The sequence below is a fragment of the Streptomyces sp. KL116D genome (genome assembly GCF_030766975.1).
Taxonomy (GTDB): Bacteria; Actinomycetota; Actinomycetes; order Streptomycetales; family Streptomycetaceae; genus Streptomyces; species Streptomyces longispororuber_A.
Genome location: NZ_JASERH010000014.1, coordinates 61657 through 87834 on the forward strand (window position 1 = coordinate 61657; position 26178 = coordinate 87834).

15 protein-coding genes and 17 pseudogenes are annotated in these 26178 nt (G+C 72.3%); 21 read left to right on the plus strand and 11 right to left on the minus strand.

The features are described from left to right. Window positions 1-715 precede the first annotated feature (715 nt). Window positions 716-901, plus strand: a complete 186-nt coding sequence (locus RBJ77_RS04940; protein ID WP_372343846.1) for a hypothetical protein — start codon at window positions 716-718, stop codon at window positions 899-901. Between the two features lie 877 nt (window positions 902-1778). Here the strand turns inward: RBJ77_RS04940 and RBJ77_RS04945 are convergent. Beyond that, window positions 1779-2261: pseudogene (locus RBJ77_RS04945) on the minus strand (aromatic amino acid lyase). A gap of 103 nt (window positions 2262-2364) precedes the next feature. Next, complete coding sequence (locus tag RBJ77_RS04950) at window positions 2365-2829, minus strand: aromatic amino acid lyase (protein ID WP_372343847.1); 465 nt, start codon at window positions 2827-2829, stop codon at window positions 2365-2367. A gap of 235 nt (window positions 2830-3064) precedes the next feature. Between RBJ77_RS04950 and RBJ77_RS04955 the strand changes: the two are divergent. The 7 genes and pseudogenes from RBJ77_RS04955 to RBJ77_RS04985 all read left to right on the plus strand — a co-directional run. Continuing rightward, window positions 3065-4141 (plus strand): annotated as a pseudogene (locus tag RBJ77_RS04955) (ABC transporter ATP-binding protein); the annotation flags it as partial. A gap of 148 nt (window positions 4142-4289) precedes the next feature. Beyond that, a pseudogene (locus tag RBJ77_RS04960) lies at window positions 4290-4944 on the plus strand (ABC transporter permease). Between the two features lie 150 nt (window positions 4945-5094). After that, complete coding sequence (locus tag RBJ77_RS04965; protein ID WP_372343848.1) at window positions 5095-5310, plus strand: hypothetical protein; 216 nt, start codon at window positions 5095-5097, stop codon at window positions 5308-5310. After that, window positions 5307-5627: an ABC transporter permease subunit gene (locus RBJ77_RS04970; RefSeq protein WP_372343849.1), complete on the plus strand. Its 321-nt coding sequence runs from the start codon at window positions 5307-5309 to the stop codon at window positions 5625-5627. Before RBJ77_RS04965 ends, RBJ77_RS04970 begins: the two co-directional genes overlap by 4 nt. 10 nt (window positions 5628-5637) lie before the next feature. Beyond that, a pseudogene (locus RBJ77_RS04975) lies at window positions 5638-6574 on the plus strand (ABC transporter substrate-binding protein). Between the two features lie 463 nt (window positions 6575-7037). Further along, entirely contained in the window at window positions 7038-7499 is a 462-nt protein-coding gene (locus tag RBJ77_RS04980; protein ID WP_372343850.1) for a cytosine permease, read from the plus strand. Between the two features lie 585 nt (window positions 7500-8084). Beyond that, window positions 8085-8474: pseudogene (locus tag RBJ77_RS04985) on the plus strand (hypothetical protein); the annotation flags it as partial. A 159-nt stretch (window positions 8475-8633) separates the two neighbouring features. Here the strand turns inward: RBJ77_RS04985 and RBJ77_RS04990 are convergent. Continuing rightward, window positions 8634-8948: pseudogene (locus RBJ77_RS04990) on the minus strand (hypothetical protein); the annotation flags it as partial. Between the two features lie 874 nt (window positions 8949-9822). Between RBJ77_RS04990 and RBJ77_RS04995 the strand changes: the two are divergent. Both RBJ77_RS04995 and RBJ77_RS05000 read left to right on the plus strand, forming a co-directional pair. Continuing rightward, window positions 9823-10143: a hypothetical protein gene (locus RBJ77_RS04995; protein ID WP_372343904.1), complete on the plus strand. Its 321-nt coding sequence runs from the start codon at window positions 9823-9825 to the stop codon at window positions 10141-10143. Between the two features lie 276 nt (window positions 10144-10419). After that, window positions 10420-11048, plus strand: a pseudogene (locus RBJ77_RS05000) (hypothetical protein). Here the strand turns inward: RBJ77_RS05000 and RBJ77_RS05005 are convergent. The 6 genes and pseudogenes from RBJ77_RS05005 to RBJ77_RS05030 all read right to left on the minus strand — a co-directional run bounded on the left by RBJ77_RS05005 (window position 11012) and on the right by RBJ77_RS05030 (window position 16218). Beyond that, on the minus strand, window positions 11012-11383 hold the full coding sequence (locus RBJ77_RS05005; protein ID WP_372343851.1) for a hypothetical protein: 372 nt from the start codon (window positions 11381-11383) through the stop codon (window positions 11012-11014). The pseudogene RBJ77_RS05000 and the gene RBJ77_RS05005 overlap by 37 nt on opposite strands. A 77-nt stretch (window positions 11384-11460) precedes the next feature. Then, window positions 11461-11971 (minus strand): annotated as a pseudogene (locus RBJ77_RS05010) (roadblock/LC7 domain-containing protein). Continuing rightward, window positions 11929-12811, minus strand: a pseudogene (locus RBJ77_RS05015) (DUF4388 domain-containing protein). Before RBJ77_RS05015 ends, RBJ77_RS05010 begins: the two co-directional pseudogenes overlap by 43 nt. Then, window positions 12808-13222: pseudogene (locus RBJ77_RS05020) on the minus strand (hypothetical protein). The pseudogenes RBJ77_RS05015 and RBJ77_RS05020 overlap by 4 nt, the downstream one beginning before the upstream one ends. 193 nt (window positions 13223-13415) lie before the next feature. Next, window positions 13416-14781, minus strand: a pseudogene (locus RBJ77_RS05025) (APC family permease). Between the two features lie 79 nt (window positions 14782-14860). Next, window positions 14861-16218 (minus strand): annotated as a pseudogene (locus RBJ77_RS05030) (diaminopimelate decarboxylase). Between the two features lie 210 nt (window positions 16219-16428). On the opposite strand from RBJ77_RS05030, the pseudogene RBJ77_RS05035 reads away from it, so the two are divergent. From RBJ77_RS05035 to RBJ77_RS05085, 11 genes and pseudogenes are all read left to right on the plus strand, one after another. Continuing rightward, a pseudogene (locus RBJ77_RS05035) lies at window positions 16429-16682 on the plus strand (urocanate hydratase); the annotation flags it as partial. Between the two features lie 178 nt (window positions 16683-16860). After that, window positions 16861-16962, plus strand: a pseudogene (locus RBJ77_RS05040) (hypothetical protein); the annotation flags it as partial. 121 nt (window positions 16963-17083) lie between these two features. Further along, window positions 17084-17298: pseudogene (locus tag RBJ77_RS05045) on the plus strand (urocanate hydratase); the annotation flags it as partial. Between the two features lie 124 nt (window positions 17299-17422). Next, window positions 17423-17587: pseudogene (locus RBJ77_RS05050) on the plus strand (hypothetical protein); the annotation flags it as partial. A gap of 118 nt (window positions 17588-17705) precedes the next feature. Next, window positions 17706-18008: a hypothetical protein gene (locus tag RBJ77_RS05055; protein ID WP_372343905.1), complete on the plus strand. Its 303-nt coding sequence runs from the start codon at window positions 17706-17708 to the stop codon at window positions 18006-18008. Window positions 18009-18159: 151 nt separating this feature from the next. Next, window positions 18160-19368, plus strand: a pseudogene (locus RBJ77_RS05060) (allantoate amidohydrolase); the annotation flags it as partial. 1222 nt (window positions 19369-20590) lie between these two features. Then, window positions 20591-20722, plus strand: coding sequence for a hypothetical protein (locus RBJ77_RS05065; protein ID WP_372343852.1), 132 nt, complete (start codon window positions 20591-20593; stop codon window positions 20720-20722). Between the two features lie 460 nt (window positions 20723-21182). Beyond that, window positions 21183-21401 (plus strand): hypothetical protein, encoded by a 219-nt coding sequence (locus RBJ77_RS05070; RefSeq protein ID WP_372343853.1) that lies wholly within the window; start codon window positions 21183-21185, stop codon window positions 21399-21401. A gap of 137 nt (window positions 21402-21538) precedes the next feature. Further along, entirely contained in the window at window positions 21539-22249 is a 711-nt protein-coding gene (locus tag RBJ77_RS05075; RefSeq protein ID WP_372343854.1) for an amidohydrolase family protein, read from the plus strand. A gap of 127 nt (window positions 22250-22376) precedes the next feature. Further along, window positions 22377-23627, plus strand: coding sequence for a DNA sulfur modification protein DndB (locus RBJ77_RS05080; RefSeq protein WP_372343855.1), 1251 nt, complete (start codon window positions 22377-22379; stop codon window positions 23625-23627). A gap of 357 nt (window positions 23628-23984) precedes the next feature. Beyond that, on the plus strand, window positions 23985-24368 hold the full coding sequence (locus RBJ77_RS05085; RefSeq protein WP_372343856.1) for a hypothetical protein: 384 nt from the start codon (window positions 23985-23987) through the stop codon (window positions 24366-24368). Between the two features lie 30 nt (window positions 24369-24398). Here the strand turns inward: RBJ77_RS05085 and RBJ77_RS05090 are convergent, their stop codons facing one another. Then, on the minus strand, window positions 24399-24980 hold the full coding sequence (locus tag RBJ77_RS05090) for a DUF3515 family protein (RefSeq protein ID WP_372343857.1): 582 nt from the start codon (window positions 24978-24980) through the stop codon (window positions 24399-24401). Beyond that, complete coding sequence (locus RBJ77_RS05095; RefSeq protein WP_372343858.1) at window positions 24977-26041, minus strand: NAD(P)/FAD-dependent oxidoreductase; 1065 nt, start codon at window positions 26039-26041, stop codon at window positions 24977-24979. The genes RBJ77_RS05090 and RBJ77_RS05095 overlap by 4 nt, the downstream gene beginning before the upstream one ends. Window positions 26042-26178: the final 137 nt, after the last annotated feature.

Below are 26178 nucleotides of genomic sequence, written 5' to 3' on the forward strand. Positions count from 1 at the left end.
GAGGCGGAGGCCGGGATCAACGTCGGCAGGAAGGCTTCCACGCCGGGGCCGGCGCGTTCGCCGGTGCCAAGGGCGAGGTCGCGGGCGGCGCCGACCTCGGCGGCATCGGCGTCGGTGTCACCGCCGAGGGCTACGCGGCCCGGCGCCGAGGCCAACCTGACTTCGGCAAGGACCAGAACGGGGCCTGGCACTTCAGGCCAAGGCCGGTGTGCCGCCGATCGTCGGCGGCGGTCTCGGCACGGAGTTCTACCTGTCGACCCGGGAAGACCGCCGACACCACGGGCGACATCGTGAGCGGCATCGGGCACGGCGCGAGCTCGCTGGCATGCGATCGGCGGCCTGTTCTGATGGATGCCGACCCGGGCCGTCACAGCACCGCAGTGAGGGAGAGTACCTGAGATGTCCACGCCGACCCTTCCCGTGCCGATCACGTTCAAGCTGCCGGAGGGTCTGGCAGGCCGCGGCACCGACGCGGCGGGCGCCCCGGGCGCGGCGTTCGTCGCGGTGCACCCGTACCCCGACAGCGGGTTCACGGCGAACATCACCATCGACGGCGAGTACCGCCCGACACGGCGACGCTCGCGCAGATCGCCGAGGAGTCGGTGCGGAGCGGCTGCGCGCGCCGTCACGGACGTCCACGTCGTGGACCGCCAGGAGGTCGGCTCGCCCGGCTCCCGGGGCCTCACCCAGACCCTGAGATCTCCGCGCTGGCCGCGTGTCGCGCGAGCTGGTCCAGTCGCAGGTGTACCTGGCGATGCTGGACGAGGCCGACGCGTCGAAGCGGGCGGTGACCCGGCTCGTGCTGACGGCCACCGCCGCCCAGCGTTCCCTGCGTGCGGTGGGTGGGCGATTTCCAGGAGTTCATGAGCACCGTCCGGCCGACACCGACGTCGCCGCATAGGCTGACCTGCATGGGACCTCGACAAGCCGACCGCGACCAAGCTGCCCGAGCACCGGCGCCTGCACTGGCCTCGCCCGACGAGGTGCGCGCCGCCCTGCTCGCTCTCTCACCACGGACGACGTTCCCTACGTCATCCGTGACGGCGGCGCCGACGAGTTTGCCGATCGTGGTGGCCGAGTGGCGCTCGCGGAGCCGGCCTGGCAGACGTCTCCTTCTCCGCACGCAGGTCACTCCACGCCGTCCGCATCCGGATGCGGCTCGACGCCGGGAACCACGAAGTGCGGGCCCTGAGAGCAGTGGAGCTGCAGTGGGTCGGCAACCGCCGCGGCTCCAGATGTCGACGACTTGAGTACTCGCGCGGCCCCGACCGGACCGTGACCCGCCAGTGGACCATCGAGCGCGGTGACAGCGGCCGTCTCCAGGCCACGGAGACGTTCCGCTACGACGCCTCGGACCTGCGGCGGCCGGTGCGCGACGCGGTGCTGCAGTCCGGGTGGGCTGGAAGGGACTCACGTTCGGCAAGCGTGAGGCCGTGGCGGTGCCGCCGCGTCACCCGGCCAGCCGGTCGAGCAGCGCGGCCGCCCGTGCCACGTCCACCGTCAGGACGGTCTGGCCGGATCCGGATCGAGCTCCGCGGCCGCCAGCGCGAACGCCCGGCCCACCGGCAACGCAGGCAGTGGTCGGGGTGCAGGTCGCGCAGGCGCAACGCCCGGACGGCCGCCACCAGTTCGCAGCCCACGACCTGCCGGCGGCCGCGGTGCAGACGCGCAGCGTCTGGCGGGCCGCGAGCGAGGCGAAGCTGGACGCTCCGCTCCTCGACGCCGTGCGGGAGAGGACCGCGTGGCCGAGGGACGCGGGGGCGGAGAAGGCGCGGAGGTCACCGAGGGCGCGCCGGCGCGTACTCCAGGATCATCACGCCCGACGACGCCGGTTCGCCGTCCGCGAGGAACGGGCGCAGCCGGGTGTACGCGGGTTCGTTCAGCGTCGACAGGCGGGACGTGGAGAGCCGGGCCACCTGGGTGAGCGAGAGGCGGAAGTGATCCAGGCCAGGGCCAGTTGGGCCAGGTAGAAGCCGCCGTGGTGGTAGGCCGCCATGTCCGCGTGTGTGATCAGCGGTTCTCCGCCGCCGCGTTGATCTCGACCGTCAGCACGTCTCCAGGGCGTCCGCCGCGTCGTGCGCCGGTCCGTGGATCTGCGGCACGCAGCGGAAGCCGTACGGGTCCTGGATGCGGCCGAGCGGCGGGGTGGGGCGGTCCGGGGCGCCGAGGGTGGCGCGCATGCTCCGCGCCACGTCGTACGAGCCCCGGTGGCGGCGGGCCTCGTGGACCGGCAGCGCATACGCCTCGTACGAGCCGTCCACCGCCAACAGGCTGAGTGCGGCGACCAGTTGAGTGGCCGTCAGAGCGTGCGCAGTTCGTGCAGGGCGAGCGCCGACTGGCCGAGGGTGAGCGCGTTCGACGAGATCAGGCCAGCGCGTCGTTGTTGTCGAGGGGCTGCGGCTCGGGGGCGGTGCCCTTGCCGCGCCAGGGGTGTTCGCCCGCGAGCGCCAGGCCCATCTGGGCCAGCGGGGCGATGTCGCCGGTGCCGACCGAGCCGTGCTCGTTGACCGCCGGGTCGCGCGCCGTTCTCCAGCGCCTCGCAGAGGCCGTCACGACGGTGGCGCAGGCCCGCGCCGCCCGCGAGCAGCTGGTTCGCGCGCGGACCGCGAGCATCGCGCGCACCTCGCGCTCGGGCAGTTCGGCGCCGATCGCGCCCGCGTGGCTGCGCAGCAGGCGCAGGCCGTGGTCGGCGGCGGCCTCCGTGGGCACGTCCTCGCTGCGCTGGGCGCCGACACCGGCGGAGCGGCCGTAGACCCGGCCCCACGCGGCGATCTCGCGGGCCGCGTTCCAGGACTCCTCGACCCGCTTCATGGCGTCGGTGCCCGGCACCGGGCGGGCGGTCGCGTCGGCGAGGCGACCACGTCGGAGACGGGGAGGCCGTGACCGTCGAGGACGACGACCGGAGTCGTCGGGGCGTCGTGGACATCAGGCGCCGTTCCTCCTCTAACCAGGCGTGTAAAGGACGACCGCGTCTCACAGTCCGGTCCGCCAGGCGCGGATTTACGGGTGATTTACGCGGGGGCATTGACAAGTTATTCACGCACCAAGAACTCTGCATGACGATATGCAGGACGGGCAAGAGGACTCAGAGGCGCTCCATGATTCGCAGTTCGAAGCGGTCCACAAGCGATTCCCCAACGGCACGACGGCGGTCCACGATCTCTCTCGCTCGACATGCCGAAGGGGGTGTGACCGTCGGCGTCGGGCCGTCCGGCTGCGGCAAGACGACCAGCCTCCGCATGATCAACCGTATGGCTCGACCCGACCTCCGGCACCATCCGGCCGGCGGCCGGGACGTCTCTGGAGCAGGACGCCGCCGAGCTGCGGCGCTCCATCGGCCACGTCATCCAGCAGGCCGGCCTCTTCCCGCACCGCACCGTCCTCGATACAACATCGCGACCGTGCCGCTGCTCCTCGGCTGGGGCCGCAAGATAGGCCCGGGCCGCCGCCGGTGACCTCCTGGAGCGCGTCGGCCTCGCGCCCGAGAGATGGGCAGGCGCCACCCGCACCAGCTCTCCGGCGGGCAGCAGTGCAGCGCGTGGCGTCGCCCGCGCGCTCGCCGCCGATCCGCCGGTGCGCTCATGGACGAGCCGTTCGGTGCGGCCGACCCGGTGGTCCGTACCGCAGCTCCAGGACGAACTGCTGCGCCTGCAACGGGAGTTGAACAAGACCATCGTCTCCGTCACGCACGACATCGACGAAGCGTGGTGCGGCTGGGCGACCGGATAGCCGTGTTCCGTACGGCGGCACCTCGTGCAGTGCGCGTCGCCGCGGAACTCGCGCGGCCCGCGGACGACCTCGTCGCGGACTTCCTGCCGAGCGGGGGCTGCAGCCGCCGTCACTGACCGGGCTGGCGGACGTGCCGCAGGCGGGCGGCGCCGATCGGCGGGCTGGAGCTGGTGCTGACGCTGCCCGCAGGCCGGTCGTGTGGCGGAGCGGGGCGGTGCCGGTGGGGCGGAGGTGCCCGTGCGTGCCCCTCCGCGATACGGACTCGCTGCTCTCGGCCCTGAACGAGTCGATCGACGTCCCCGTCGGGGCTGTGGCCCGGGTCGACGCGGAAGGCATCTTGACCGGGGTGTCGTCCCGGTCCGACATCCATTCGGCGGCGGGAGACGCCCACCTCAGGGCGCGGGGAACGGCGCGACCAGCCCCTGACGGCGGCGCACCGGCAACAGAGCCCCCGCCCCCACGGCGGCAACGCCCCGGGGCTCCGCCCCGGACCCCGCTGCTCAATCGCCGCAGGCTTGATCTGCCGACCCCGCCGACGGCAAGAGTGGGCGTGGCGTCGCATGAGTTTTGACTGGGAATGGGTCGGGTCGCATCGGGACGACCTCGCCACCCTCACCGTCTCCCACCTCCAGGCAGCCCTGACGGCAGTCCTCCTCGGGCTGCTGATCTCCTGCCGCTGGCCGTCCTCGCGCACCGCGTGCGTGCCGCTGCGCGGATTCCTCCTCGGGCTGTCGAACGTCCTGTTCACCATCCCGTCCATCGCCGTGTTCGTGCTGCCGCCGCCGGCTCTCCGGGCTCACCGCACCACCACCGTGATCGGCCCTGTGACGATCTACACTCCTCAGCCGTCCTCCTGCGGAACACGCGTCGAAGGGCTCGACTCGTGCCGCAGAAGACGAAGAAGCAGGCCAAGGCGATGGGGACGCGGCCGCCGCGCACCCTGCTCACCGTCGAACTGCCGCTCGCGCTGCCGGTGATCATGGCCGGCGTACGGATCGCGACCGTCATGTCGATCTCCTGGTGTCCGTGGCCACGCTACATCGGCGACGGCGGCTCGGGCAGCTGTTCACCGACGGGTTCCAGCGCAACTTCCCGACCCCGGTCATCGTCGGCGTCGTCCTCACCCTCCTGCTCGCGCTCGTCGCCGACGCGCTGCTCGTCGGCGTCCAGCGGCTGCGGACGCCGTGGGCGCGCGCACGGACCCGGAAGGCCTGACCGCCATGTACGAACTCTTCAAGGACCTGGGCGCGTGGCTGGTCAGCGGCGACCAGTGGGGCGGCGTCGACGGCATCGCACAGACGGCTCGCCGAGCACCTCCAGTACTCGCTGCTCGCCACCCTCATCGCCGCCGCGATCGCGCTGCCCGTGGGACTGCTCATCGGGCACACACGGCCGTGGCGCGTTCCTCGCCATCAACCTCTCTCCTTCGGCCGGGCCCTGCCCACCGTCGGCCTCGTCGTCCTGGTCTTCCTGGCCAGCGGGTTGTCGATGTGGCCCGTCTACGTCGCCCTCGTCGCGCTCGCGGTGCCGTCCATCGTCACCAACACGTACGCCGGGATGACCGCCGTCGACCGGAGGTGAAGGACGCGGCGCGCGGCCAGGGGATGCGCGCCCACCAGGTGCTGTTCCAGGTCGAGCTGCCGCTGGCGCTGCCGCTGATCATGACCGGACTGCGGCTCGCCCTCATCAGGTCGTCGCGACCGCCACGATCGCCGCGTCACGTCTCCTTCGGCGGGCTCGGCCGCTACGTCTTCGACGGGCTCGCCCAGCGCGACCTCGTGCAGGTGCTCGGCGGCGCCGTCCTCGTCGCACTCGTCGCCGTCGTCCTCGATCTGGCCTTGTCCGGCCTGCAGCGCCTGCTCTTCCGCCACCGCCCCAGCACCCTCAAGTCCGCCTAGAGCACCCCAGATGAACCGACGCACCCTCCTCGGCGGCCTCTTCGCCGCGGCCGCCGTACCGCAGTCACCGCCTGCTCCGGCGGCATCACCTCGCTCGACGGGCAGGGCTCAGGCGGCTCCGGCGGCGGCTCCAGCAAGGGCGGCCTCACCATCGGCACCGCCAACTTCACCGAGAACCAGGTCCTCGGCTACCTGTACGCGGCCGTCCTGGAGGCGGCGGGCGTCAGAACGACCGTCGGGCCAACCTCGGCACCCGCGAGATCCTCATCCCCGCGCTCAAGGGCGGCGACCTCGACCTGCTGCCCGAGTACCAGGGCGCGCTCCTTCACTACCTCGACGCCAAGTCGACCGCCACCGGGGAGGGCGAGATGCAGAACGCCCTCGCCATGGCGCTCCCCGCGGGCCTGCAGATCCTGCCCTACGGCACGGCCGAGGACTCCGACGCCTTCGCCGTCACCCGCGAGACCGCCGAGAAGTACGGGCTGAAGTCCCTCGCGGACCTCGCCAAGCACAACGGCAAGCTCGTCATCGGCGCCGCGCCGGAAGTGAAGAAGCGGCAGGTCGGGGCGGTCGGACTGAAGGACGTCTACGGCGTCGAGTTCAAGGAGTTCAAGTCGCTCGACTCCTCGGGGCCGTTGGTGAAGGGCGCCCTGAAGAAGGGCGACGTCGACGTGGCGAACCTGTTCACCACCGACACGGACATCGTCGCCAACCACTGGGTCGTCCTCACCGACCCCAGAACCTCGTCCCCGGCCAGCACGTCGTCCCGCTGATCGCCGACCGCAAGGCCGACTCCACGGTCCGCAAGGCGCTGGCCCGCCTCGGCAACGTCCTGACGACCGAGCACCTCACCGAGCTCAACCGCCTCGTCGACAAGGACAAGAAGGACCCCGGGGACGTCGCGAACGACTACGCCCTGCCGGCACGGGCTCAGCAAGAAGAAGTAGAGAGGGCCGTCCCATGGCAGCGGTAGTGGAGAAGCACTCCATCGACGTCGTCCCCGACAGCGCACGGCACGGGCGCGCGTTCAACCAGTTCACCCTCTGGCTCGGCGCCAACCTCAGATCACGGCCGTCGTCACCGGCGCGCTCGCCGTCGTCTTCGGCGGCGACGTGGTCTGGTCCCTCGTCGGCCTCGTGGCCGGCAACCTGCTCGGCGGCGCCGTCGCTGGCCTGCACTCCGCACAGGCCCCAAGCTCGGACTCGCCCCAGATGATCCAGTCGGGCCCAGTTCGGGGTGAAGGGCGCCGTCGTCCCGCTGCTCCTCGTCATCCTCATGTACGTCGGGTTCTTCGCCAGCGGCAGCGTGCTCGCCGGGCGAGGCGACGGCCGAGCTGACCCACACGAACGACACGACCGGCATCGTCGTCTTCGCGCTCGTCACCGCCGTGGTCGCGGCGGTCGGCTGCGCGTGATCCACGTGCTGGGCCGCGTCGCGAGCGTGATCTGCGCCCTGGCCTTCGTCTACCTGGGCGTACGGCTGCTCGACCGCGCCGACCTCGGCGACCTGCTGGGCGACGCCCGCTTCTCGCTGCCGATGTTCCTGCTCGCCGTCTCGCTCTCCGCCTCCTGGCAGCTCGCCTTCGGGCCGTACGTCGCCGACTACTCGCGCTACCTGCCGCGGTCCACCAGCGCCAGGGCGACGTTCTGGTGGACGCTGTCCGGGTCGGCGCTCGGGTCGCAGTGGTCGATGACGCGTTCGGCGTGCTGGTCGCGGCGTCCAGCGGCGGCGCGTTCCTCGACAACCAGGTCGGGTACGCTCGTCTCGCTCGGCGGCGCGGGCCTCGTCGCGTCCTTCTTCTGCTTCGTGATCGCGCTGGGCAAGCTCACATCAACGTGCTCAACACGTACGGCGGCTTCATGTCGATGGTGACCGGCATCAGCGGCTTCCGCGGCCAGCGCGCCCTGTCGCAGCGCGGCCGGGCCGTCTACATCGCGATCATCATGGTCGCCGGCACGGCGTCGCCCTGCTGGGCAAGTGACTCCTTCCCGGGCCTCCTTCAAGGACTTCCTGCTCTTCCTGCTGACGTTCTTCACGCCGTGGTCGGCGATCAACCTCGTCGACTACTACCTGATCTCGCGCGAGCGCTGACGTCATCCCGGCGCTCGCCGACCCGCACGGCCGCCACGGCGCCTGGCGCTGGGACGCCCTCGCCGTCTACGGCATCGGCTCCTCGTCGCCCAACTCCCGTTCCTGGCCGCGCACTTCTACATCGGAGGCCGCTCGTCGAACCGCTCGGCGGCGCGGACGTAAAGTCGTGGATCGTGGGCCTGGTCGTCCCGGCACCGTCCTGTACTGGCTGCTCGCCCGCCGGGACACCTCGCTGCTATACCGGACGCCACGATCCTGGGTACGGAGGAGTCCGCGGAGCCGCTCGTGTCCGGGGGCGTGGCCCACTCGCGGGCGTGGGGGTTAGCCCCACTGTCCGCGCCCCGATCCGTACCGTTGACCAGTAGTATGGAAGCCCAAGGCGAACGCGCACGTGACGCCGAACTGAAGAAGGAACTCGACGCCACCCTGCATGCCCGCAGGGAGTCTCGGTGAGGAGTACGAGTCCGCGCTCGTGGACTCGCTTCCCGACAAGGTCGACCAGCGGCTCGACTCGGCGCCGTCGACCGGCGCGTGCGCCGGCAGCTGGCCGAGCAGCAGGTGGTCGTGGCCCGGGTCAGCCGGAACCCCGCGGCGGCGGCGACAACTGCGAACGCTTCGGCTTCGCCATCGTCCGCTCGTCCTCGCGATCCCGCTCTCCGCGACTCGCCGTGGTCAACGCGCGCACCTGCCGGGCCTGCTGATCGCCGCGGCATCGTGGGCGTGAACGCGCTGCACGCCGGGCACCTGTGGCCCGGCGGCGCGACCGGCGCCCCGAGTCGTCCGCCTGGGAGGAGTGGTCACGCCTGCCGGGTCGGCAGGACGATCGCCTGGCGCAGGTTCACGTCGCCGGGGGCGGCTCGTCGTGTAGGCGATGAGGTCCGCGACGTCAGTCCGACGAGAGGCCGATGAGAGCCTCGAACATGCCGTCCAGCTGGCCGGAGAGCTCCGCGTTGTCGACGTGGGAGCCCAGCTCGTGTCGGTCAGGCCCGGCTCGATGTTCGTGACGCGCACGTCGCGCGGGCCCAGTTCCGTGCGCAGCGACTGCGACAGGTACGTCAGGGCCTGCCTTCGTCGCGCTCGTACACCGCGTAGTTCGGGAGCGGCACGTGCGCGCCGATCGACGAGATGTTGACCATGGTCCGCGGTGCCGCCGCCGGCGGCCGTCGCGATCAGGTCGGGGGTGACGGCGCGGATGACGCGCAGCGCGCCCGCGACGTTCGTGTCGAGCATCCGCTGCCACTCGTCCGTCCGGCCGTCGGTGACCGGGTTCAGGGAGCATCACGCCCGCCGAGTTCACCACCAGGTCGACCCGGCCGTACGCGGCGCGCACGCCGCTCGGCCGCCGCGTCCTACCGACGTCTCTGGTCGGTGATGTCCGTGGGCTTTCGCTGAGCGCCTCGCCCGCCGATCGGCCCCGATCTTCGCCGCGAGCTCGTGAGGCGGTCGGCGCGGCGAGGCCAGCAGGGCGACGCGGGCGCCGTTCGCGGCGAGCAGCCGGGCGGTGGCCTCGCCTACAAGTGCGCGCTGGCGGCGCCGGTGATCAGTGCGGTGCGGCCGGTGAGAGTGCTGGCCACGTCGTCCGATTCATGGCACCAGCCTGCGGCGGTCCGCGCCGCTCACCCAGGAGCAGAGCTTTCCTGGGTCGGCAGTACCAGGATGGACTCCGCTGCGGGTGCCTGGGATCGGCTCGCTATGGACGCAGCACGGGGACAGCGGGGACGGCGGCGGCGCATCGGCGTGCATCAGGCGACTTCCTCAGGTCGCGAGCGGTTGCCCGGATCAGCCGGACGCAGGTCGGTCTGCTGCCGGGGCACGGGCGGCGCCGCGTGCCGGGCCTGCGCCGCGAGGAGGTGGCGCACGCTCGCGGGGAGTCAGCGTCGACTACTACATCCGGCTCGAACAGGGCCGCGGCGATCCGTCTCGGACGCCGTGCTCGACGCGGTCGCCCGCGTCCTGCGCCTCGACGACTCGAGGCCGCGTACCTGCTGCTCGGTGGCCCGGCCGGCGCGGACCCGGCGCAGGCGCCCGCCCGCCCGCGGACAGCGGGTGCGGCCCGGCCTCAGGCTGCTCGCTGACACCATCGACAAGGCGCCGCGCGTTCGTGATGCTCGGCCGCCGGATGGACGTCCTCGCCTGGAACGCGCTCGGTGACGCCCTCGTCCTCGGCTTCTCGGACGATGGCGCCCAGGAGCAGGACAGCATGCCGCGCCAGGTCTCCATCGACCCCGCGGCCCGCGACCTCTACCCCGAGTGGCCGGCGGTCGCCGCCGTGACCGTCGCCTACCTCAGGCTCGATGCGGGCCTGCATCCAGAAGGACCCCAACTGGCCGCACTGGTCGGCGAGGATTGTCCCTGGCCAGCGAGGACTTCCGGCGGCTGTGGGCGGACCACCAGGTCAAGGAGAAGACGTTCGCGAAGCGCATGACGCACCCGTGGCCGGTGAACTCACCATGCCGTACGAGACGTTGACCGTCTCCGGCGAACCCGACCAGACCCTCGTCGTCTACACGCCAGGAGCGGGTCCGTGACGGAGGAGCGGCTGCGCGGCTCCTCGGGAGCGCTGGGCGGCGACCGTGCCCGCGGCCGAGTGAGACGGCTCTCACGAGACCCTCTGCGATCACTCAGAATCCCGCACTCAGTCGCCGCCCGAAAGCGGCCGAGTCGACGGTCTACGGCCTACGGCCTACGGCGGGAGACGACGGTGACGCGCGTGCGCAGGGCCTGGTCAGTGACCGCCGTGGTGGTGCGCGCCGGAGCCGCACTGTGGTGGCTCGGTGCTCGCGGCGGCACGATCGGGCTGCTGCCCGGCGGGCTCACCGGACGCCGGATCGGTGTCTGGCGGGCGCCGTGCCGTCCTCGTGGTCGCGGCGGCGGTGGCGTACGGCAGGCGCGGGCGGCACACCGCGCTCACCGGCTCGGCGGCCCGCGCCGGGAAGCACGACGTGCTCCAGGACCGGGCCGTCACCGTACGGAACTGGCGGCACGCGGCCACCACGCTGGTGGCTGGCCCTCGCGCATCGCGCGGCCCTCAGGCAGCGCCTTCGCGGTGCCCGCCGCGGGCGGCATGGCGGTCGCCGGGGCGGGTGCCGGACTGTGGCTGAAGGCCGCGTGGCTCGGGCGGTGCGAGCGGAACGACGACGCACTGCTGTGGCTGCGCGTCGACTGGCTCGGCACCCGCGCGGGCGCGCCCGTCGGCTTAAGCAGGTCAAGGCGTGCCGGCGGACCGGGACCCTCGCGGGCGACGCCGCGCCGGTGGGGCGCGGCGCCGCTGAGCCCGCGGACAGCCGGTCTGCTCAGACCTCCAGTTCGGCCTCGATCTTCTTCAGCTGATGGCGCGCCATCGCCAGGTTGGCGCGTTGGTTGTCCAGCACCAGGTAGAGGAAGAGGCCGTTGCCGCCGGCCTTGAGCAGCCGGATCAGGTGGTACTGCGTGCCGAGCGTGATCAGGATGTCCTCGATCTCGTCCTTCAGGCCGAGGTGCTCCATGGTGCGCAGTTTGGAGCGGACGACATCGGTGTTGCCGGCGGCCGCGACCTCCAGGTCGAAGCTCTTGGAGCCGCCGATCGTGCCGAGCGCCATCCCGCTCGTGTAGTCGACGAGGGCGGCGGCGGAGGCTCCTTCGATGGAGGCGAGGGCGTCCTTGAGAGCGGTCTCGGTGTTGGCCATGATGGCTTCCTTTCCAGTTGCTGCTGTTGCTGTTTCTTCTGCTGTTTCTGTTCGTGATTCCGTGGTGCTCCGTCGGGTCAACGGGCCGTTCGGGGCTGCAGGTTGGTCTCCGGGAGCTTGGACCGGGGTGCGGACGGAGCAGTTCGCCCTCCGGGTCTCGGGGTCGTGCGGGCGCAGGGCCCGGCCGCGGGTGCGCACGACCGGCTCGGGCGGTTCGGGGGCGCCGCGTCGACGGGCTCGCCGATCCGGGTGCCGGCCCGGCGCGCCCTCCAGATGGAGCCGGCCGACGGTGACCCGGTCCTCCGCGAGCAGCGTGAGGACGGCCGTGTCCGGCCGCGTACGTCGCGACGTAGCCGTCCGTGCCGCGCACCAGGAGTTCCCGGAAGGCACCCTGGGCGGTGGCGTCCGCGAGCCGCTGGGCGACGCCGAGCGCCGCCGCGGTCAGGGCCGCCACGCCCTCCGGTTCGACGCCGGGGGTGTCCTGGGCGAGCACGAGTCCGTCGACGCTGGCCGCGAGTGCCCCGCGACCTGGGGCACCCGGACTCTCAACCTCTGTAGTTCGCCGAGGACTTCGGCCTCGTCGGCCATCGGCGGTCTCCTTTCGGGAGTTCCGGAAGCTTCGGTGCCGGCTCGGCCGGTGCGGCGGAGAGCGCTTCACGAGCCTCCAGCGCGGCGCGCAGCCGGCGCAGCAGGGCCACGTCGGGGTCCTCGACGCTGCTGTGCGCGACCCATTCGGGCACGGGCGTGGTCGCCGCCGGGGGTGGCGGGACGGCGGCCACCAGGCCGCCCGCGGCGAGCCGCCGCAGGTCGACCAGGGTGTGGAAGGCGGGCCTGCCCAGGGCGGTGGCGATCTGGGACGCGGTGCGGGACCCGTCGACCAGGTCGAGGACGCGGCGCCGGCGCGCGGGCACCGGCCGGTCCGGGTCGGGCCCCAGGGTGAGCGCCGCCGTGTCGGTGTCCGGCTCGGGCCAGATCCGCTGGAGCAGCTCGCGCCGGCGCAGCGTCTCCCGCTCGACGGCGGCCACCGGCACCGGGCGCACGGTGCCGAACGGTGCGAGACCGTACCGGAAGCGGGTCGAGCCGCTGGTCGGGGCGAGCGTGAAGTACGCGCGCGTCGAACAGGGCGCCCAGATGGCACAGTTCGAGCGCCCCGTCGGTCAGCCGGCCGCGCTCGACGAGGTACCGCCCGACGCGCTGCCTGGCCCCCGCCTGGTCGACCGCCTCCCACCAGCCCTCGGCCTGGACGGCGCCGCCCGCGGTGAGCAGCACGTCGATGCCGGGCGTCGCGGGGGACTCCGCGTGCACGATGTGGCCGTCCTCCAGGTAGAGGGTGCCGTGCTCTCCCGGATCAGCGCGCCGGTCGCACTGCTCGGCCGCGAGGCGGCTGAGCATCGGCGAGACGCCCGTCGGGGCGGGGGCGGAGGTCATCCCAGGATCAGCCGGTCCGCCAGATCGGACAGCCGCAGCCGGGCGAGGGCGAGATTGCCCTCCCCGCGGTCCAGCCACAGGTACAGGAAGACGCTGCTGTCGAAGCTGGTCCGGACGAACCGCAGGACGTGGTAGCCGTCCCGGTTCGTCACCATGACGTCCTCGACGGGCGGCGCCTTGTCGCCGGCGGAGCCCTCGGTCCAGTCGCTGCCGTCGGCGGGCGCGAAGGCCCGGTGCTCGGCGGCGAGCCGGGCGAGCTCCGCGGCCTCGGCGGCGGTGGCCTCGTGGTCCCCTGTTCGGCGACTCGCCGACGGTGCCCAGGGCGAGTCCACTGGTCCAGTCGACGACGGCGGCACCGCGGGCCCCCGGCAGCCGCATGACCTCGAGCAGGCACTCGTCGATTCCGGGCACGCCTGAAACCCCCCACTTCGTCGCCACGTCGGTGTATTTCTGGTGTGTGTGAGCGCGACGCTACGCACGGTTCGGCGACCTGGTGAGGGTTCTGGCATTTTCCGATGGAACATGCGTACCGAGGACTAGAATCCGCCAACCGGCCCGAAAGTCACGGCTGTTCGGGTCGGCCGACGCGTGCTGTGCGGGGTGTTCAGTCCTCCGTGCGCGCCTTCATCACCAGCTTGTTGACCGCCCACAGGGCGATGCCGATGGCGACGAGCACCCCGGCCCTGACGTAGACCTCGGCGGGCCGGTCGGCGAGCGGGCTGGCCAGGATCAGCGCGGTGACGGCGCCGAGCACCGGCAGCACGGTCGGCGTACGGAAGTGCCGGTGCTCCACCCGGTCCTTGCGCAGCACGAGCACCGCGACGTTGACGACGGCGAAGACGCACAGCAGCAGGAAGGCCGTGGTGTCGCCGAGCCCTCGATCTCGCCGGTCGACACCAGCCCGATCGCGAGCAGCGACACGAAGACGATGCCGACGACGGGGGTGCGGCGGGCGGGCAGCACCGGCCCATGGCGCGCGGCAGGATCCGCTCGTTGGCCATGCCGTAGCAGAGCCGCGAGGCCATCATGATGTTGATGAGCGCCGAGCTGGTGACCGCGAACAGGGCGATGAGCGCGAAGAGCTTGTGCGGGAAGTCGAGCCCGCCCGCCTTCACGACCTCCAGCAGCGGCCCGCTCGACGACTCCAGCGTCTTGTGGTCGACGAGCAGCGACGACACGATCGCGACGAGGACGTAGATGGTCCCGGTCACCGCGACGCCGATGAAGATGGCGCGCGGGAAGGTGCGCGTCGGATCCTGGTCTCCTCCGCCATGTTGACCGAGTCCTCGAAGCCGACGAAGGCGAAGAACCCGAGCGCCGTCGCCCCCAACACCCCGGTCATCAGGGCGAATCCGCTCCCGCTCGCCTCGAACTCGGTGAGCCGCGACGGTTCTCCGTCGCCGGTCAGCACTCGCGTGCGCGCCGATGGTGAGGATGATCAGCAGTCCGGTCAGCTCGACCATCGTCAGCACGACGTTCGCCTCACGGACTCGCTCACGCCCGCAGGTTGAGGGCGGCGAGCGCGAGGACGAACAGGATGGCGATCAGCGTCGGCGGCAGCGCGTCGTTCGTCAGCTCGCCGAGGTAGTCGCCGCTGAAGGCGCGGGCGGCGGCGCTCGCCGACGACAGGCCCGAGCACATCACCATGAACGCGACGATGAAGGTCAGGAAGGGGACCTTGAACGCCTTCTGCGTGTACAGCGCGGCGCCCGCCGCCTTCGGGTACTTGCCGACGAGTTCGACGTACGAGGCCGCGGTCAGGATCGCCACCACGAACCCGATCACGAACGGCAGCCACAGCGCGCCGCCGACCTTCCCCGCGACCTTCCCGGTGGTCGCGTAGATCCCGGTGCCGAGGATGTCGCTCGATCACGAGACAGGATCAGCAGCTTGGGGCCGATGGCGCGGTGCAGGGTGCCGTCGCCGGACGGTGGCGGTGTGGTGGAAGTGGGCGTGGACGACGTCGTCACGGGTGCCTCCCCGAGGTGGGTGCCTGGAAGGGGACGTCATGCCCGTGACGCACGTCACGGATGCGCGGGTTGAGCAATCTCAGAGGTCGCGCAGGCCCCGCCGCAGGTCACCGCCGGACTCGGCGACGATCTCCTCGACCGTCTGCGGCTCGCGCGCGGCCGCGAACCGCACCCTCGCCGTCGGCGTCCGCCGCGAAGCCGTAGACGCCCGGCCTGGCCAGCGAGTTGTACGAGTAGTGCTGCGCGCGAAGTAGTACGCGCCGGTGTCGAGCGCGGCGGCGTAGTCGCCCGCCTCCAGGAGCGGCAGCGCGTGGTTCTCGGCGAGCAGGTCACCGCGCAGAAGCAGGCCGGACCCGCCACGTCCTGGGCGACGGCGGGCCCGGTCTTCGGCAGCCCCTTCGCGTCGTACGCGGCGATCCGCAGCGGCCACGACGCGGGCGCGTACACGGTCCTGGTGGCGACCTGGACGCCCGCGTGGGTCACGGCGATCGGGCGGCCGCCGCTCTCCTTCGCGTACTCGACGAGGGCGAGCAGCGTGCCGTGCTTGGCGAGCAGTGACCGGCCGAACTCGGTGACGATGCCGTACCGCCCGTCGAAGAGGCCCGGCACGGTCGCGGCGAGCAGCTGCGCGTACGCCGCGTGCGTGGTCTCCTCGTCGGAGGCGAAGTTGACGCGGGCAGGCCGCCGCCGATGTCGAGGGTGTCGACCTGCTGCCGGCCGGCCGCCGCGTTGATCTCCTCGGCGAGCTCGCACGTCGTGCGCGCACGCCCTCGGCCATCAGCTCCAGCGCGGCACGCCCTGCGACCCGGAGTGCGTGTGCAGCCGGGTCAGCCACGGCCGGTCCAGGTACGCGCGCACGAGCCAGGCCCGCGCCCCCTCGTCGCGCAGGGCGACGCCGAACTTGGAGGTGGCGGTCGCGGTCGACAGGGCGCCGATCGACCCGGCGCCGATCTGCGGGTTCACGCGGACGCCGAGCGGGGAGCGGGTGGGCGCGGAGCTCACGAGAGGGCGTCGAGGCGGGCCAGCTCCTGCGCGTTGTCCGCGTTCACGGCGATGCCGAGGGCGAGGGCCTCGCGCAGTTCGGCGGTGGTCTTGGCGGGGGAGTCCAGGACGGTGTGGGTGGGCGGCACCACACGCGGCGCGGGCCAGGGCCAGCTCGCCGGGGCTCGCCACCTCCACCCCGATGCCCTCCTCGCGCAGCAGCCGCAGGACCGGGACGAGCGGCGTCGCCTTCACCGCGAAGCGTGCAGGATCCGGGTGCCGGGGGCGGCGACCGCGTCGAAGGCGGCGCGCAGGGCGGCCGCGGAGGCGCGGATGCCGGTGACGTCGAGGAGCCCGGCCACGGGAGGGCCGAGGCCGACGAGTCCTGTGCTCGACGGCGGCCCGTACGGCCTGGTCGCGGCGGGTGGAGAGGTGCGGGGAAGCGTCCCGTGGCAGCCATGTGCGTCCGAGACAACCACCCGAACCGCTGTCATGGGAACTGTATGACTAGCTCTATTCAGGACAGCCATGGGATGTGAATATCCGCATCAACATGGAGCACCCAGGAGGCCGCCGATGTCAGGACCCCGCCCCAGTACGCGCCCCGCGCGCGGCACCGAGCTCAACACCCTGGGGTGGCAGCAGGAGGGTGCGCTGCGGATGCTCATGAACAACCTCGACGCCGAGGTCGCCGAGCACCCGACAAGCTCGTCGTCTACGGCGGCACCGGCAAGGCGGCCCGCGTCCTGGGAGGCGTTCGACGCGATCGTGCGCACGCTGAAGACGCTGCAGTCGGACGAGACCCTCCTCGTCCAGCGTCCGGCAAGCCGGTCGGCGTGCTGCGCACCAGCGAGTGGGCGCCGCGCGTGCTGCTCGCCAACTCCAACCTGGTCGGCGACTGGGCCAACTGGGAGGAGTTCCGCAAGCTGGAGGCCGAGGGCCTCACCATGTACGGCCAGATGACGGCCGGTTCGTGGATCTACATCGGCTCGCAGGGCATCGTCCAGGGCACCTACGAGACCTTCGGCGCGGTCGCCCGCAAGAAGTTCACACGGCACGCTGGCCGGCACCATCACCCTCACCGCCGGCGTCGGCGGCATGGGTGGCGCCCAGCCCCTCGCGGTCACCATGAACGAGGGCGTCGCGATCTGCGTCGACGTCGACGAGACCCGCATCGACCGCCGCATCGGCACCCGCTACCTCGACGTCAAGGCCGACAACCTCGACCACGCCCTGGAGCTGGCGGTCCAGGCCCGCGACGAGCGCCGCGGCTCTGTCCATCGGCGTCGTCGGCAACGCGGCCGAGGTCTTCCCCGAACTGCTGCGCCGCGACGCCCCGATCGACATCGTCACGGACCAGACCTCGGCCCACGACCCGCTCGCGCTACCTCCCGTCGGCATCTCCGTCGAGGACTGGGACAGGAGCGCGAGGCCGACCCGGCCGGCTTCACCGACAAGGCCCGGCACTCGATGCGCCTGCACGTCGAGGCGATGGTCGGCTTCCTCGACAAGGGCGCCGAGGTCTTCGACTACGGCAACTCGATCCGCGACGAGGCCCGCAAGGCCGGCTGCGAGCGCGCGCTTCGACTTCCCGGGCTTCGTCCCGGCGCACATCCGTCCCCTCTTCGAGGAGGGCCTCGGCCCGTTCCGCTGGGCGGCCCTGTCCGGCGACCCGGAGGACATCCGCAAGACGGACGCCGCGATCAAGGAGCTGTTCCCGGACAACAAGCACCTGCACCGCTGGCTCGACATGGCCGCCGAGCGCATCTCCTTCGAGGGCCTCCCGGCGCGCATCTGCTGGCTCGGCTACGGCGAACGCCACCTGGCGGGCCTGCAGTTCAACGAGATGGTCGCCAGCGGCGAGCCGTCCGCCCCGGTCGCCATCGTGGCCGCGACCACCTCGACTCGGGCTCGGTGGCCTCCCGTACCGCGAGACCGAGGCCATGAGCGACGGCTCCGACGCGATCGCCGACTGGCCGCTCCTGAACGCCCTGGTCAACACGGCTTCGGGCGCCTCGTGGGTCTCCCTCCACCACGGCGGCGGCGTCGGCATGGGCCGCTCCATCCACGCCGGCCAGGTCCGCGTCGCCGACGGCACCGACCTCGCCGCCCAGAAGATCGAGCGCGTCCTCCTCACCAACGACCCGGCGATGGGCGTCATCCGCCACGTCGACGCGGGCTACGAGCACGCGGCCGAGGTCGCGGCCGAGCGCGGCGTGCGGGTGCCGATGCGGGAGGGCGAGTGACCGATCAAGCGGCTCCGGCCACTCAAGCGACCCGGCCACTCAAGCGGCTCCGGCCGATCAAGCCCCTCCGGCGATTGAGCGAGCGGGTCCGGGGCAGGGCCCCGCGCCCGTAACACCGGTGCCGGTGCCGGTGCCGCCCGGCTTCACGGAGATGTGGCGCGAACTGCACCCCATCGGCCGGAACCGGCACAGCGGCGGCTACCGGCGCTACGCCTGGACCGCGGCGGACGCCGACTGCCGCGCCTGGTTCAAGGCCCAGGCCGAGTCCCGCGGCCTGACCTACGAACCGGACCGCAACGGCAACCAGTGGGCCTGGCTCGGCGACCCGGACGCCGGGGACGCCGTCGTGACCGGCTCCCACCTGGACTCCGTCCCCGACGGCGGCGCCTTCGACGGCCCCCTCGGCGTCGTCTCCTCGTTCGCCGCCCTGGACGAACTCCGCCACAGGGGAGTGGAGTTCACCAAACCGCTCGCGATCACCAACTTCGGCGACGAGGAGGGCGCCCGCTTCGGCCTGGCTCTGCGTGGGCTCCCGCCTCACGTCCGGCGTCCTCACCGCCGAGCAGGCGCACGCACTGACGGACGCCGACGGACGCGAGCCTTCCGCAGGCGATGGAGCGGGCCGGGTACGACCCGGAGACGATCGGCCCCGACCACGACCGGCTCGCCCGCATCGGCGCGTTCATCGAACTCCACGTGGAGCAGGGCCGCGCGCTCGACCTGTCGGGTGACGCGGTCGGCATCGCCAGCCCGCATCTGGCCGCATCGGCCGCTGGCGCTTCGACTTCCGCGGCGAGGCCAACCACGCGGGCACCACCCGCCTGGTGGACCGCAGGGACCCGATGCTCAGCTACGCGGAGACGGTCCTGGCCGCCCGCCGCGAGGCCGGCTCGCCGCGCGCGCGTGGCGACGTTCGGCAAGATCGCGGTGGAGCCGAACGGCGTCAACGCCATCCCCTCCCTCGTCCGCGGCTGGCTCGACTCCCGGGCCGCCGACCAGGACAGGCGCCCTGACGACACGGTCACCGCGCCATCCGAAGGCGGCCCGCGCGGACGCCGCCGCGCACGGCAGCGTGGACCTCGTCGCTCGTCCGCAAGAGTCGTTCACGCCGGTCGTGGAGTTCGACGCACGCCCTGCGCGACGAGCTGGCCAGCGATCCTGGGCGGCGTCCCAGGAGCCGCAGGTGCCGGTGCTCGGCACGCGGCGCGGGCCACGACGCGGGTGTCCTGGCGTCGGCTCGATCCTCCACCGCCATGCTGCGTTCGTACGCACGCGCACGGGCGTCTCGCACTCCCCGGCGGAGACCGCCGCCGGGGACGACTGCCTGGCGGGCGTCCACGCCCTCGCCGACGTCCTGGAGGAGCCTGGCCTGCACGTGACGCAGCCGCGCGGTACTGGCTCGGGCACGCCTGGCTGCCGACGGCCGACGTCGCGGGGTCGTCCTGGTGGAGCGCCGACGGCGCGCCTCACCGCCGTCCGCAGGGGATCGGGACCGCCCGCCGCCCGGCGCCGCCGTCCTGCGCGGCCTCACCCTCCCCGGTCTCGCCAACAGCCACTCGCACGCCTTCCACCGCGCCTGCGCGCGCCGCGTCCAGGTCGGCTCCGGCACGCGTTCTGGACCTGGCGCGACGCATGTACGCGGCGGCGGCACGGCTCACCCCGACACGTACCACGCCTGCGCGCGCCGTGGCCACGCCGAGATGGCGCTGGCCGGCATCACCGCGTCGAGTTCCACTACCTCCACCACGCCCGGGCGGCACGCGTACGCCGACCCAACGCCATGGGCGAGGCGCTGATCGCGGCGGCCGCCGAGCGGGCATCCGCATCACCTCCTCGACACGCCTACCTCTCGGCGGCTCTCGCAGACGGCTACCGCCCTGGACGCCCCAGCTGCGCTTCGGCGACGGCACGCCAGCAGGCCTGGGCCGAGCGTGGTCCCGCCCTGCTCAAGCCCGCGCGAGCCGCGTGCGGATCGGCGCGCGCTCCACTCCGTGCGGGCGTCTCCGACGCGGACGGCTACGCCACCGTCGCGGACTGGGCCGCGGACCGCCGCGCCTCCGCTCCACGTCCACCTCTCCGAGCAGCCGCCGAGCACGCGCGTGCCGCGCCGCCAGCCGCGCGGCACGGCTGCTCCACGCAACGCCTCGCGGACTGCGGGGTGCTGGGCGCCCGCACCACGCCGTCCACGCCACCCACCTCACGGACGAGGACATCGCCTCCTCGGCGCCGCGGGCGCCCGGCGCTGCATGTGCCCGACGACCGAGCGCGACCTCGCCGACGGCATCGGCCCGGCCGCGCGCTCTGCAGAAGGCGGGTTCGGCGCTCTCCTCGGCTCCGACAGCCACGCCGTCATCGACCTGCTTCGAGGAGGCGCGCGCGATGAGCTGACGAGCGGCTCCGCTCCGCACCCGCGGCCACTGGACCGCCGCCGCCTGCTGCGCGCGCGTCCGCCGACGGCCACGCCGCCCTCGGCTGGCACGACGCGGGCGTCCTGGAACCGGGCGCGACGGCGACCTGGTCACGCTCACCCTCGACTCGGTCACGTACGGTCGCGTTGCCGACGCCTGGGCGCGGAGACGGCGGTGTTCGCGGCGGGCGCGTGCGACGTGACGCACGTCGTGGCGGCCGAGACGCGTCATCGTCGCGACGGCTCCCACGCGACGCTCGGCGACGTGGCCCAGTCCCTGACCAAGGCCATCAGGTCCCTCCACTAGACGTCCCGCCGTGGCGTGGGCGGGTGCGCTCACGTGCTGGTACGCGCAGTTCCCCGCGCCCCTGAGATGCGCACCTGCGGTGCGGCATCTCCCCGTGAAGGCTGCGCGCAGCGCATGCGTCAGGGGCGCGGGGAACTGCGCGCGCAACACTGGCCCGCACGTCGCGACGCGAGCCCGCCCGGCAGACGCAGTCGGCATTTCAGCGCCGGGACTGCCGGCGCCCCGCCCCACCGGCCCGAGCCCGCGCGAAGAGACGCTCGCCATGACGCAGTCGGCATTTCAGGCGCGGGGAACTGCGCGAGCAGCCCCACCGGACCCGCAGCCGCCGAGCTACCCGACCGACGACCACACGCGCGCCCATGACGACCCACGGCACGACCACGCTCATCACCAACTATCGCCACCTGGTCGCAACGGCCCCTCCCTCGCCGACGGATCTCGGCCTGATCGGACGCGCCGCGTGATCATCGACGACGACAGCATCGCCTGGGTCAGGACCACGGCCAAGCCCGCGACGGACACCACGTACGACGCCGCCGGCCGCGCCGCGATCCCCGGCTTCGTCGACTCCCACTCCACCTCGTCTTCGCCGGCGACCGCACCGCCGGGATTCAACGCCCGCATGTCGGCCAGAGCCACCAGGCGCGGGCGAGCATCCACGCACCACCGTCGCCGCTGACCGCGCGCGCCACCGACGCCGAGCTGGAGGCCAACCTCGCCCGCTACCTCGCGAGCTCGCCAGAGGCACCACCACCTTCGAGACCAAGTCCGGCTACGGCCTGACGACGGCCGACGAGGACGGGCCTCGCGCATCGCGTGCGGCCCGCCACCGACGAGCACCTACCTCGGCGCACACATCGTCTCGCCCGAGCCTACGCCGACGACCCGGCCGCCTACGTCGACTCTCGTCACGGGCGAGATGCTGAGCACGCCTGCGCCCGCACGCCCGCTGGATCGACGTGTTCTGCGAGAAGGGCGCCTTCGACGGCGACCAGGCCGCGCCATCCTCACGGCGGGCAGCGAGGGCTGCACCCGCGCATCCACGCCAACCAGCTCTCGCTACGGCCCCGGCGTCCAGCTCGCCGTGGAGCTCGACGCGGCCAGTCGCCGACCACTGCACCCACCTCACGGTCGCCGACGTCGACGCCTCGCGCACGCTCCACCGTCGCCACCTCTGCCCGGCGCCGGGTTCTCCACCCGCGCCGCGTGGCGGACGCCCGCCGCCTGCTGGACGCGGGCGCCACGGTGGCCCTCTCCACGGACTGCAACCCGGGCTCGTCCTTCACGTCCTCGGTGCCCTTCTGCATCGCCCTCGCCGTACGGGACATGGGCATGACCCCGGACGAGGCCCTCTGGTCGGCGACGGCGGGCGGAGCACAGGCCCTGCGCCGCACGGACGTCGGCCACCTGTCACCGGGCGCCCGCGCGGACCTGGCGATCCTGGACGCCCCGAGCCACGTCCACCTGGCGTACCGGCCGGGGGTGCCGCTGGTGCGGGAGGTGTGGCGGAAGGGTACTCGCGTATGACCTCTGATCCCCGCAGTTGGCCAACAGCTCCCCGCAGTTGACGGATGTTCACTACGCTCAAGTCTGTTCGTGCGTCGGCTGTGCCCTCCGTGGCCACGGCGCCGGTTGAGCGGAGAGGGGCGGGGACGTGGTGCAGCAGGTCACCGAGTACGCAGACGAGATCAGGCCGGAGCTGGGTGATCCGCTGCGAGTGCTCCGGCTGAGCCCCACCCGGCTGCTGGCCGGAATGCCCTGGGGAAAGCTGCAGCAGATCGTCCCCGATCCCCGGATCTCCGAGAACACGCGGATGCGCCGACTCCTCTCCCCGGAGGCCCAGCGGCAGGCGGAGGCGCGCGTACAGGTTCAGCGGGCGATCAAGTCCACCAAGAAGGCGGACAATGCCAAGGATTACGCCCGCTATCTCGCGGCCGTCATCCGGGGTGAGCGCGGCGAGCACTGGGCCACGCCGCCCTTTGCGCTGTGGACCGAGGAGACGCTCACCCAGGTCAAGGCGCGGAGCCCGTTCGGCGTCGACCATCTGGTCTATTTGCCCTACTCGATGTCCGGCGTGCTGGTCGATGCGGAGACCCAGCATCTCGCGCACTTCCTGCTCCTTGAGGACCCCGCTCGGTACGGGGTGACGGCGCAGCAGGTCAACGCCCGGATCGTGGGGGTGGAGATCTATCACGGCATGCCGTTGGAGTCGGCCCGGCAGATATTCCACGACCGCAACCTGCTGGGGGTCATTCCCAACAAGAACGTGGCACTCTCCTCTGACCAGCTCAACGAGGCGACTCGCATCGCGAACGGCCTGCTGAAGCGGATGACGGTGGCGGACCCCGATACCGGAGAGGGCGTCGCGCTGGAGGAACTGGTCGCCGTACGACAGCGGCAGCTGAAGTCCACCGACCGGGAGTGGATGACCCTGTCGACGCTCCGGTCGTTCGTGGTCACTGCGATCTTCGGAAAGCCGGGTTTCGAGCGGACGAGCGGATCCATCAACGAACTGCCCGACGGCTGCGAACGCGAGCAGGCGGAGGATGCCATCGCGGACGTCCTCGACTTGCTCTTCGACGAGTTTGCCGGGCACTTCGCCGACCGCACCCGCAACGTCATCGCCGCACCGGCGGTCTTCGCGGCGCTCGGCGCCGTCGCGCATCGGTCGATGCCCTGGACCTCGGGCGAGCACCGCACCTTGGACGACCTCATGCTGCTACTCAAGGACGTTCAGTGGCAGAAGGACCCCAAGTTCTGGGACGGCACGTGTGGGAAGTTCACCAGTACTGGAGCCTTTTCTCTTGCAGGCGGGGTGAAGGACTCGGGCTCGCGCACGGCAGGCGCCCTCGAGGACCCCACGTCCCCCAGGGGCCGGTGGATCCGGTACGGCAAGGACACGTAGTCCTGCGAGATGAACTGCGGGGCCCCGCAGTTCGCACGAAAGCGCCCCTTCGTGGATGCTGGTCGACCCATGACGTCTATGACACCGGTAACAAGCGACGTATAAACCAACCCACTTCACTCCTTGATGCGGGAACTCCTGAATCTGCTGCGGCACTTCAGTACTCTCAACGCCTAACAGACCTCAGGGTGCACACAGGGCTCCCGAGGCCTCCTTTTGACCACAGGGGAGCAAGTGGGCGTACACATCGCCTTGTTGGCAACCAGCGGGGGGCACCCCGCTGCTTCGGCTGCCGGGGCTCCGTCGGGGAGCTGGTGGGCATGGGGGATCGGGATCTGTATTGCAGCGGCGGCCGGGGTGGTGATCCCGCTCAGGCACAGGCGGCTCAGTGAACGCCTGGCGCGCGTGGCGGGGTACGAACAGACCGTCACGGAGGTCGAGGTCGAGCACGAGAAAGTACGTCGCCGTGAATCCCCGGGCGGCGATCTGAAGCTCCTGGCCGATCTGCTCCCCAAGGCGAAGGTGGCCCCTGCCCGCCTGCCGGAGTCGCTCAAGGCCACCGCGCTCCAGCTGGCCTGGGCCCTGTCGACCTATCTGACGGAGTCGGAGCCTACGCCGGGTGAAGGGAAGGCGGGCCGCAGGGAGCGCCTGGAGCGGCGCAGAGATGCCGACCGGGATCTCACTGCAATCGTTGCCGCCACCTATGCGGCCCTCGAGAAGTACAAAACCACCGGCCGTTAGCAGCGCGCTCGGGATCGAGCCACGGTCCGGCTAGACGTCCTCGAGGCTCAGGCAGGCACTCGTCTGCGGTATCCGCCGTACGGCGGACGCCAACGAGCTCAGGATTCCGCCCACGTCTTCCCTCGGGCCCGTGTAGGCCACTTCCACGGCGGGGGAGCGGCCGTACGTGCGCAGGACGCTCACCCCGTCGCGCCGCAGCCGCGTCTCGTCCAGGACCCAGTCGACTCCGTCGGCGGTGATACAGATGTTGATGTTCGGTCCGAGCTCCTCGACGCCGCAGCGCAGTACGGCGGTCCTGCCGCCCCAGGTGGCGACGCCCTCCCCGATCACCCAGTCACGGGAGTGCCCGGGGATGTGCTCGGGCGCGCGGGACACGACCTGCGCGCACCGGGGGCTGCCGGACCCGGCTGCCGGATCCACAGTGTGCGCCCGTACGACGAGGACCGCTCCAGCGGTCGCAGCGGCGACCACCAGCGCGACGGCGAGGGAGATCCACTTCCGTCGGGGAAACGGTGGGGCATCAGGACGGCTCACACGCGACTCGCTCGGCTCGGATCTCCGGGGGCGGCCGTGATCCTGCCAGACCCTCTGAAGCGGGCCGCGCCCCGTCACCCCGTGATCCCCGTGCGCGCCCCGAACTTGCCGCCGCGGCAGGCCAGTTCCTTGATCAGGGTGCCGGTGCGGCCGGTGACGTACGCCTTGCGGAGGCTGTCGTCGAAGTGGGTGAACTGGATCACCGCGTCCTTGCGGCCGATGCTCAGGGCCCGGGAGACGTAGCGCAGCGGGTACGGGGCGGGCTCGCGGCCGGCGGTCAGGCGGGCGAGGACGTCGGCGGCGTGCTTGCCCTGCGGGCCCGCGCTCTGGCAGCCGAAGCGGGCGCCGGGCACGGCGGCGACGTCGCCCACGACGAAGACTCGCTCGTCGCTGACGCTGCGCAGGTAGGCGTCCACGAGGGCACGGCCGTCCTCGGCGACGTCGAGGCCGCTGCGGGCCGCGAGGTCCGGGACGCCCGACACGATCGCCCACAGCGTGAGGTCGGAGGCGAGCTCCGTGCCCGACGCGAGGCGCACGGTGCCGTCGGACTCGTCCACCTCCGCGACGGCGCCGGTCACGACGTCGACGCCGAGGCCCGCCAGACCGGTCAGCATCCGGGTGCGCGCGGTGCCGGAGAGGTTGCCCGCGACGTCCGGGCCGACGACGCGTACCCGCAGGTCGGGCCGGGCCTCGGCCACCTCGGCCGCCGTCTCGGTCCCCGTCGCCCCGCCCCCGACCACGGTCACCGTGGCGCCCGCGGGAAGCGCGGCGAGCGCCGTGCGGGCCCGCTGAGCGCCCTCCCAGGTGCCCACCGGCACCGTTCCCGGCAGGGGCTGCACCGTGCTGCCCACGGCGAGGACGGCGTAGTCGAAGTCCAGGCTGTCGCCGTCCGTGAGGGTCAGCGTCCCGTCGCCGATCTTGTCGACGGAGCCGACCCGGACGGTGATGCCGTCCCGCAGCATCCCGGTGAGCGGCGTCGCGGCCTCACCGGTGCCGGCCAGCTGCTGGTGCAGCCGCACCCGCTCCACGAAGTCGGCGCGCGGGTTGACCACGGTGATCTCGGCGCCCGCGACCTTCTTGGCCAGCCGGTTCGCCGCGGTCGTCCCCGCGTATCCGGCGCCCACCACTACAACCTTCATCTCGGCCTCCCTGGGAGCTGATCGCTTCAGCGTCTCGCCCCCATGACGAGCGAGCCCCGGCTCCTGTGACACGGCGCCGGGGGTGACCTGGGTCACGACGCGCACGGGCCCGCCTCCCGGGGATCAGGGAGGCGGGC

Coding starts and splice junctions, on each gene's coding strand:
- RBJ77_RS04995 (WP_372343904.1), top strand. CDS start 9,823: ATGCTCGGCCGCCGGATGGACGTCCTCGCCTGGAACGCGCTCGGTGAC.
- RBJ77_RS05055 (WP_372343905.1), top strand. CDS start 17,706: ATGAGCGACGGCTCCGACGCGATCGCCGACTGGCCGCTCCTGAACGCC.
- RBJ77_RS05005 (WP_372343851.1), bottom strand. CDS start 11,383: ATGGCCAACACCGAGACCGCTCTCAAGGACGCCCTCGCCTCCATCGAA.
- RBJ77_RS05095 (WP_372343858.1), bottom strand. CDS start 26,041: ATGAAGGTTGTAGTGGTGGGCGCCGGATACGCGGGGACGACCGCGGCG.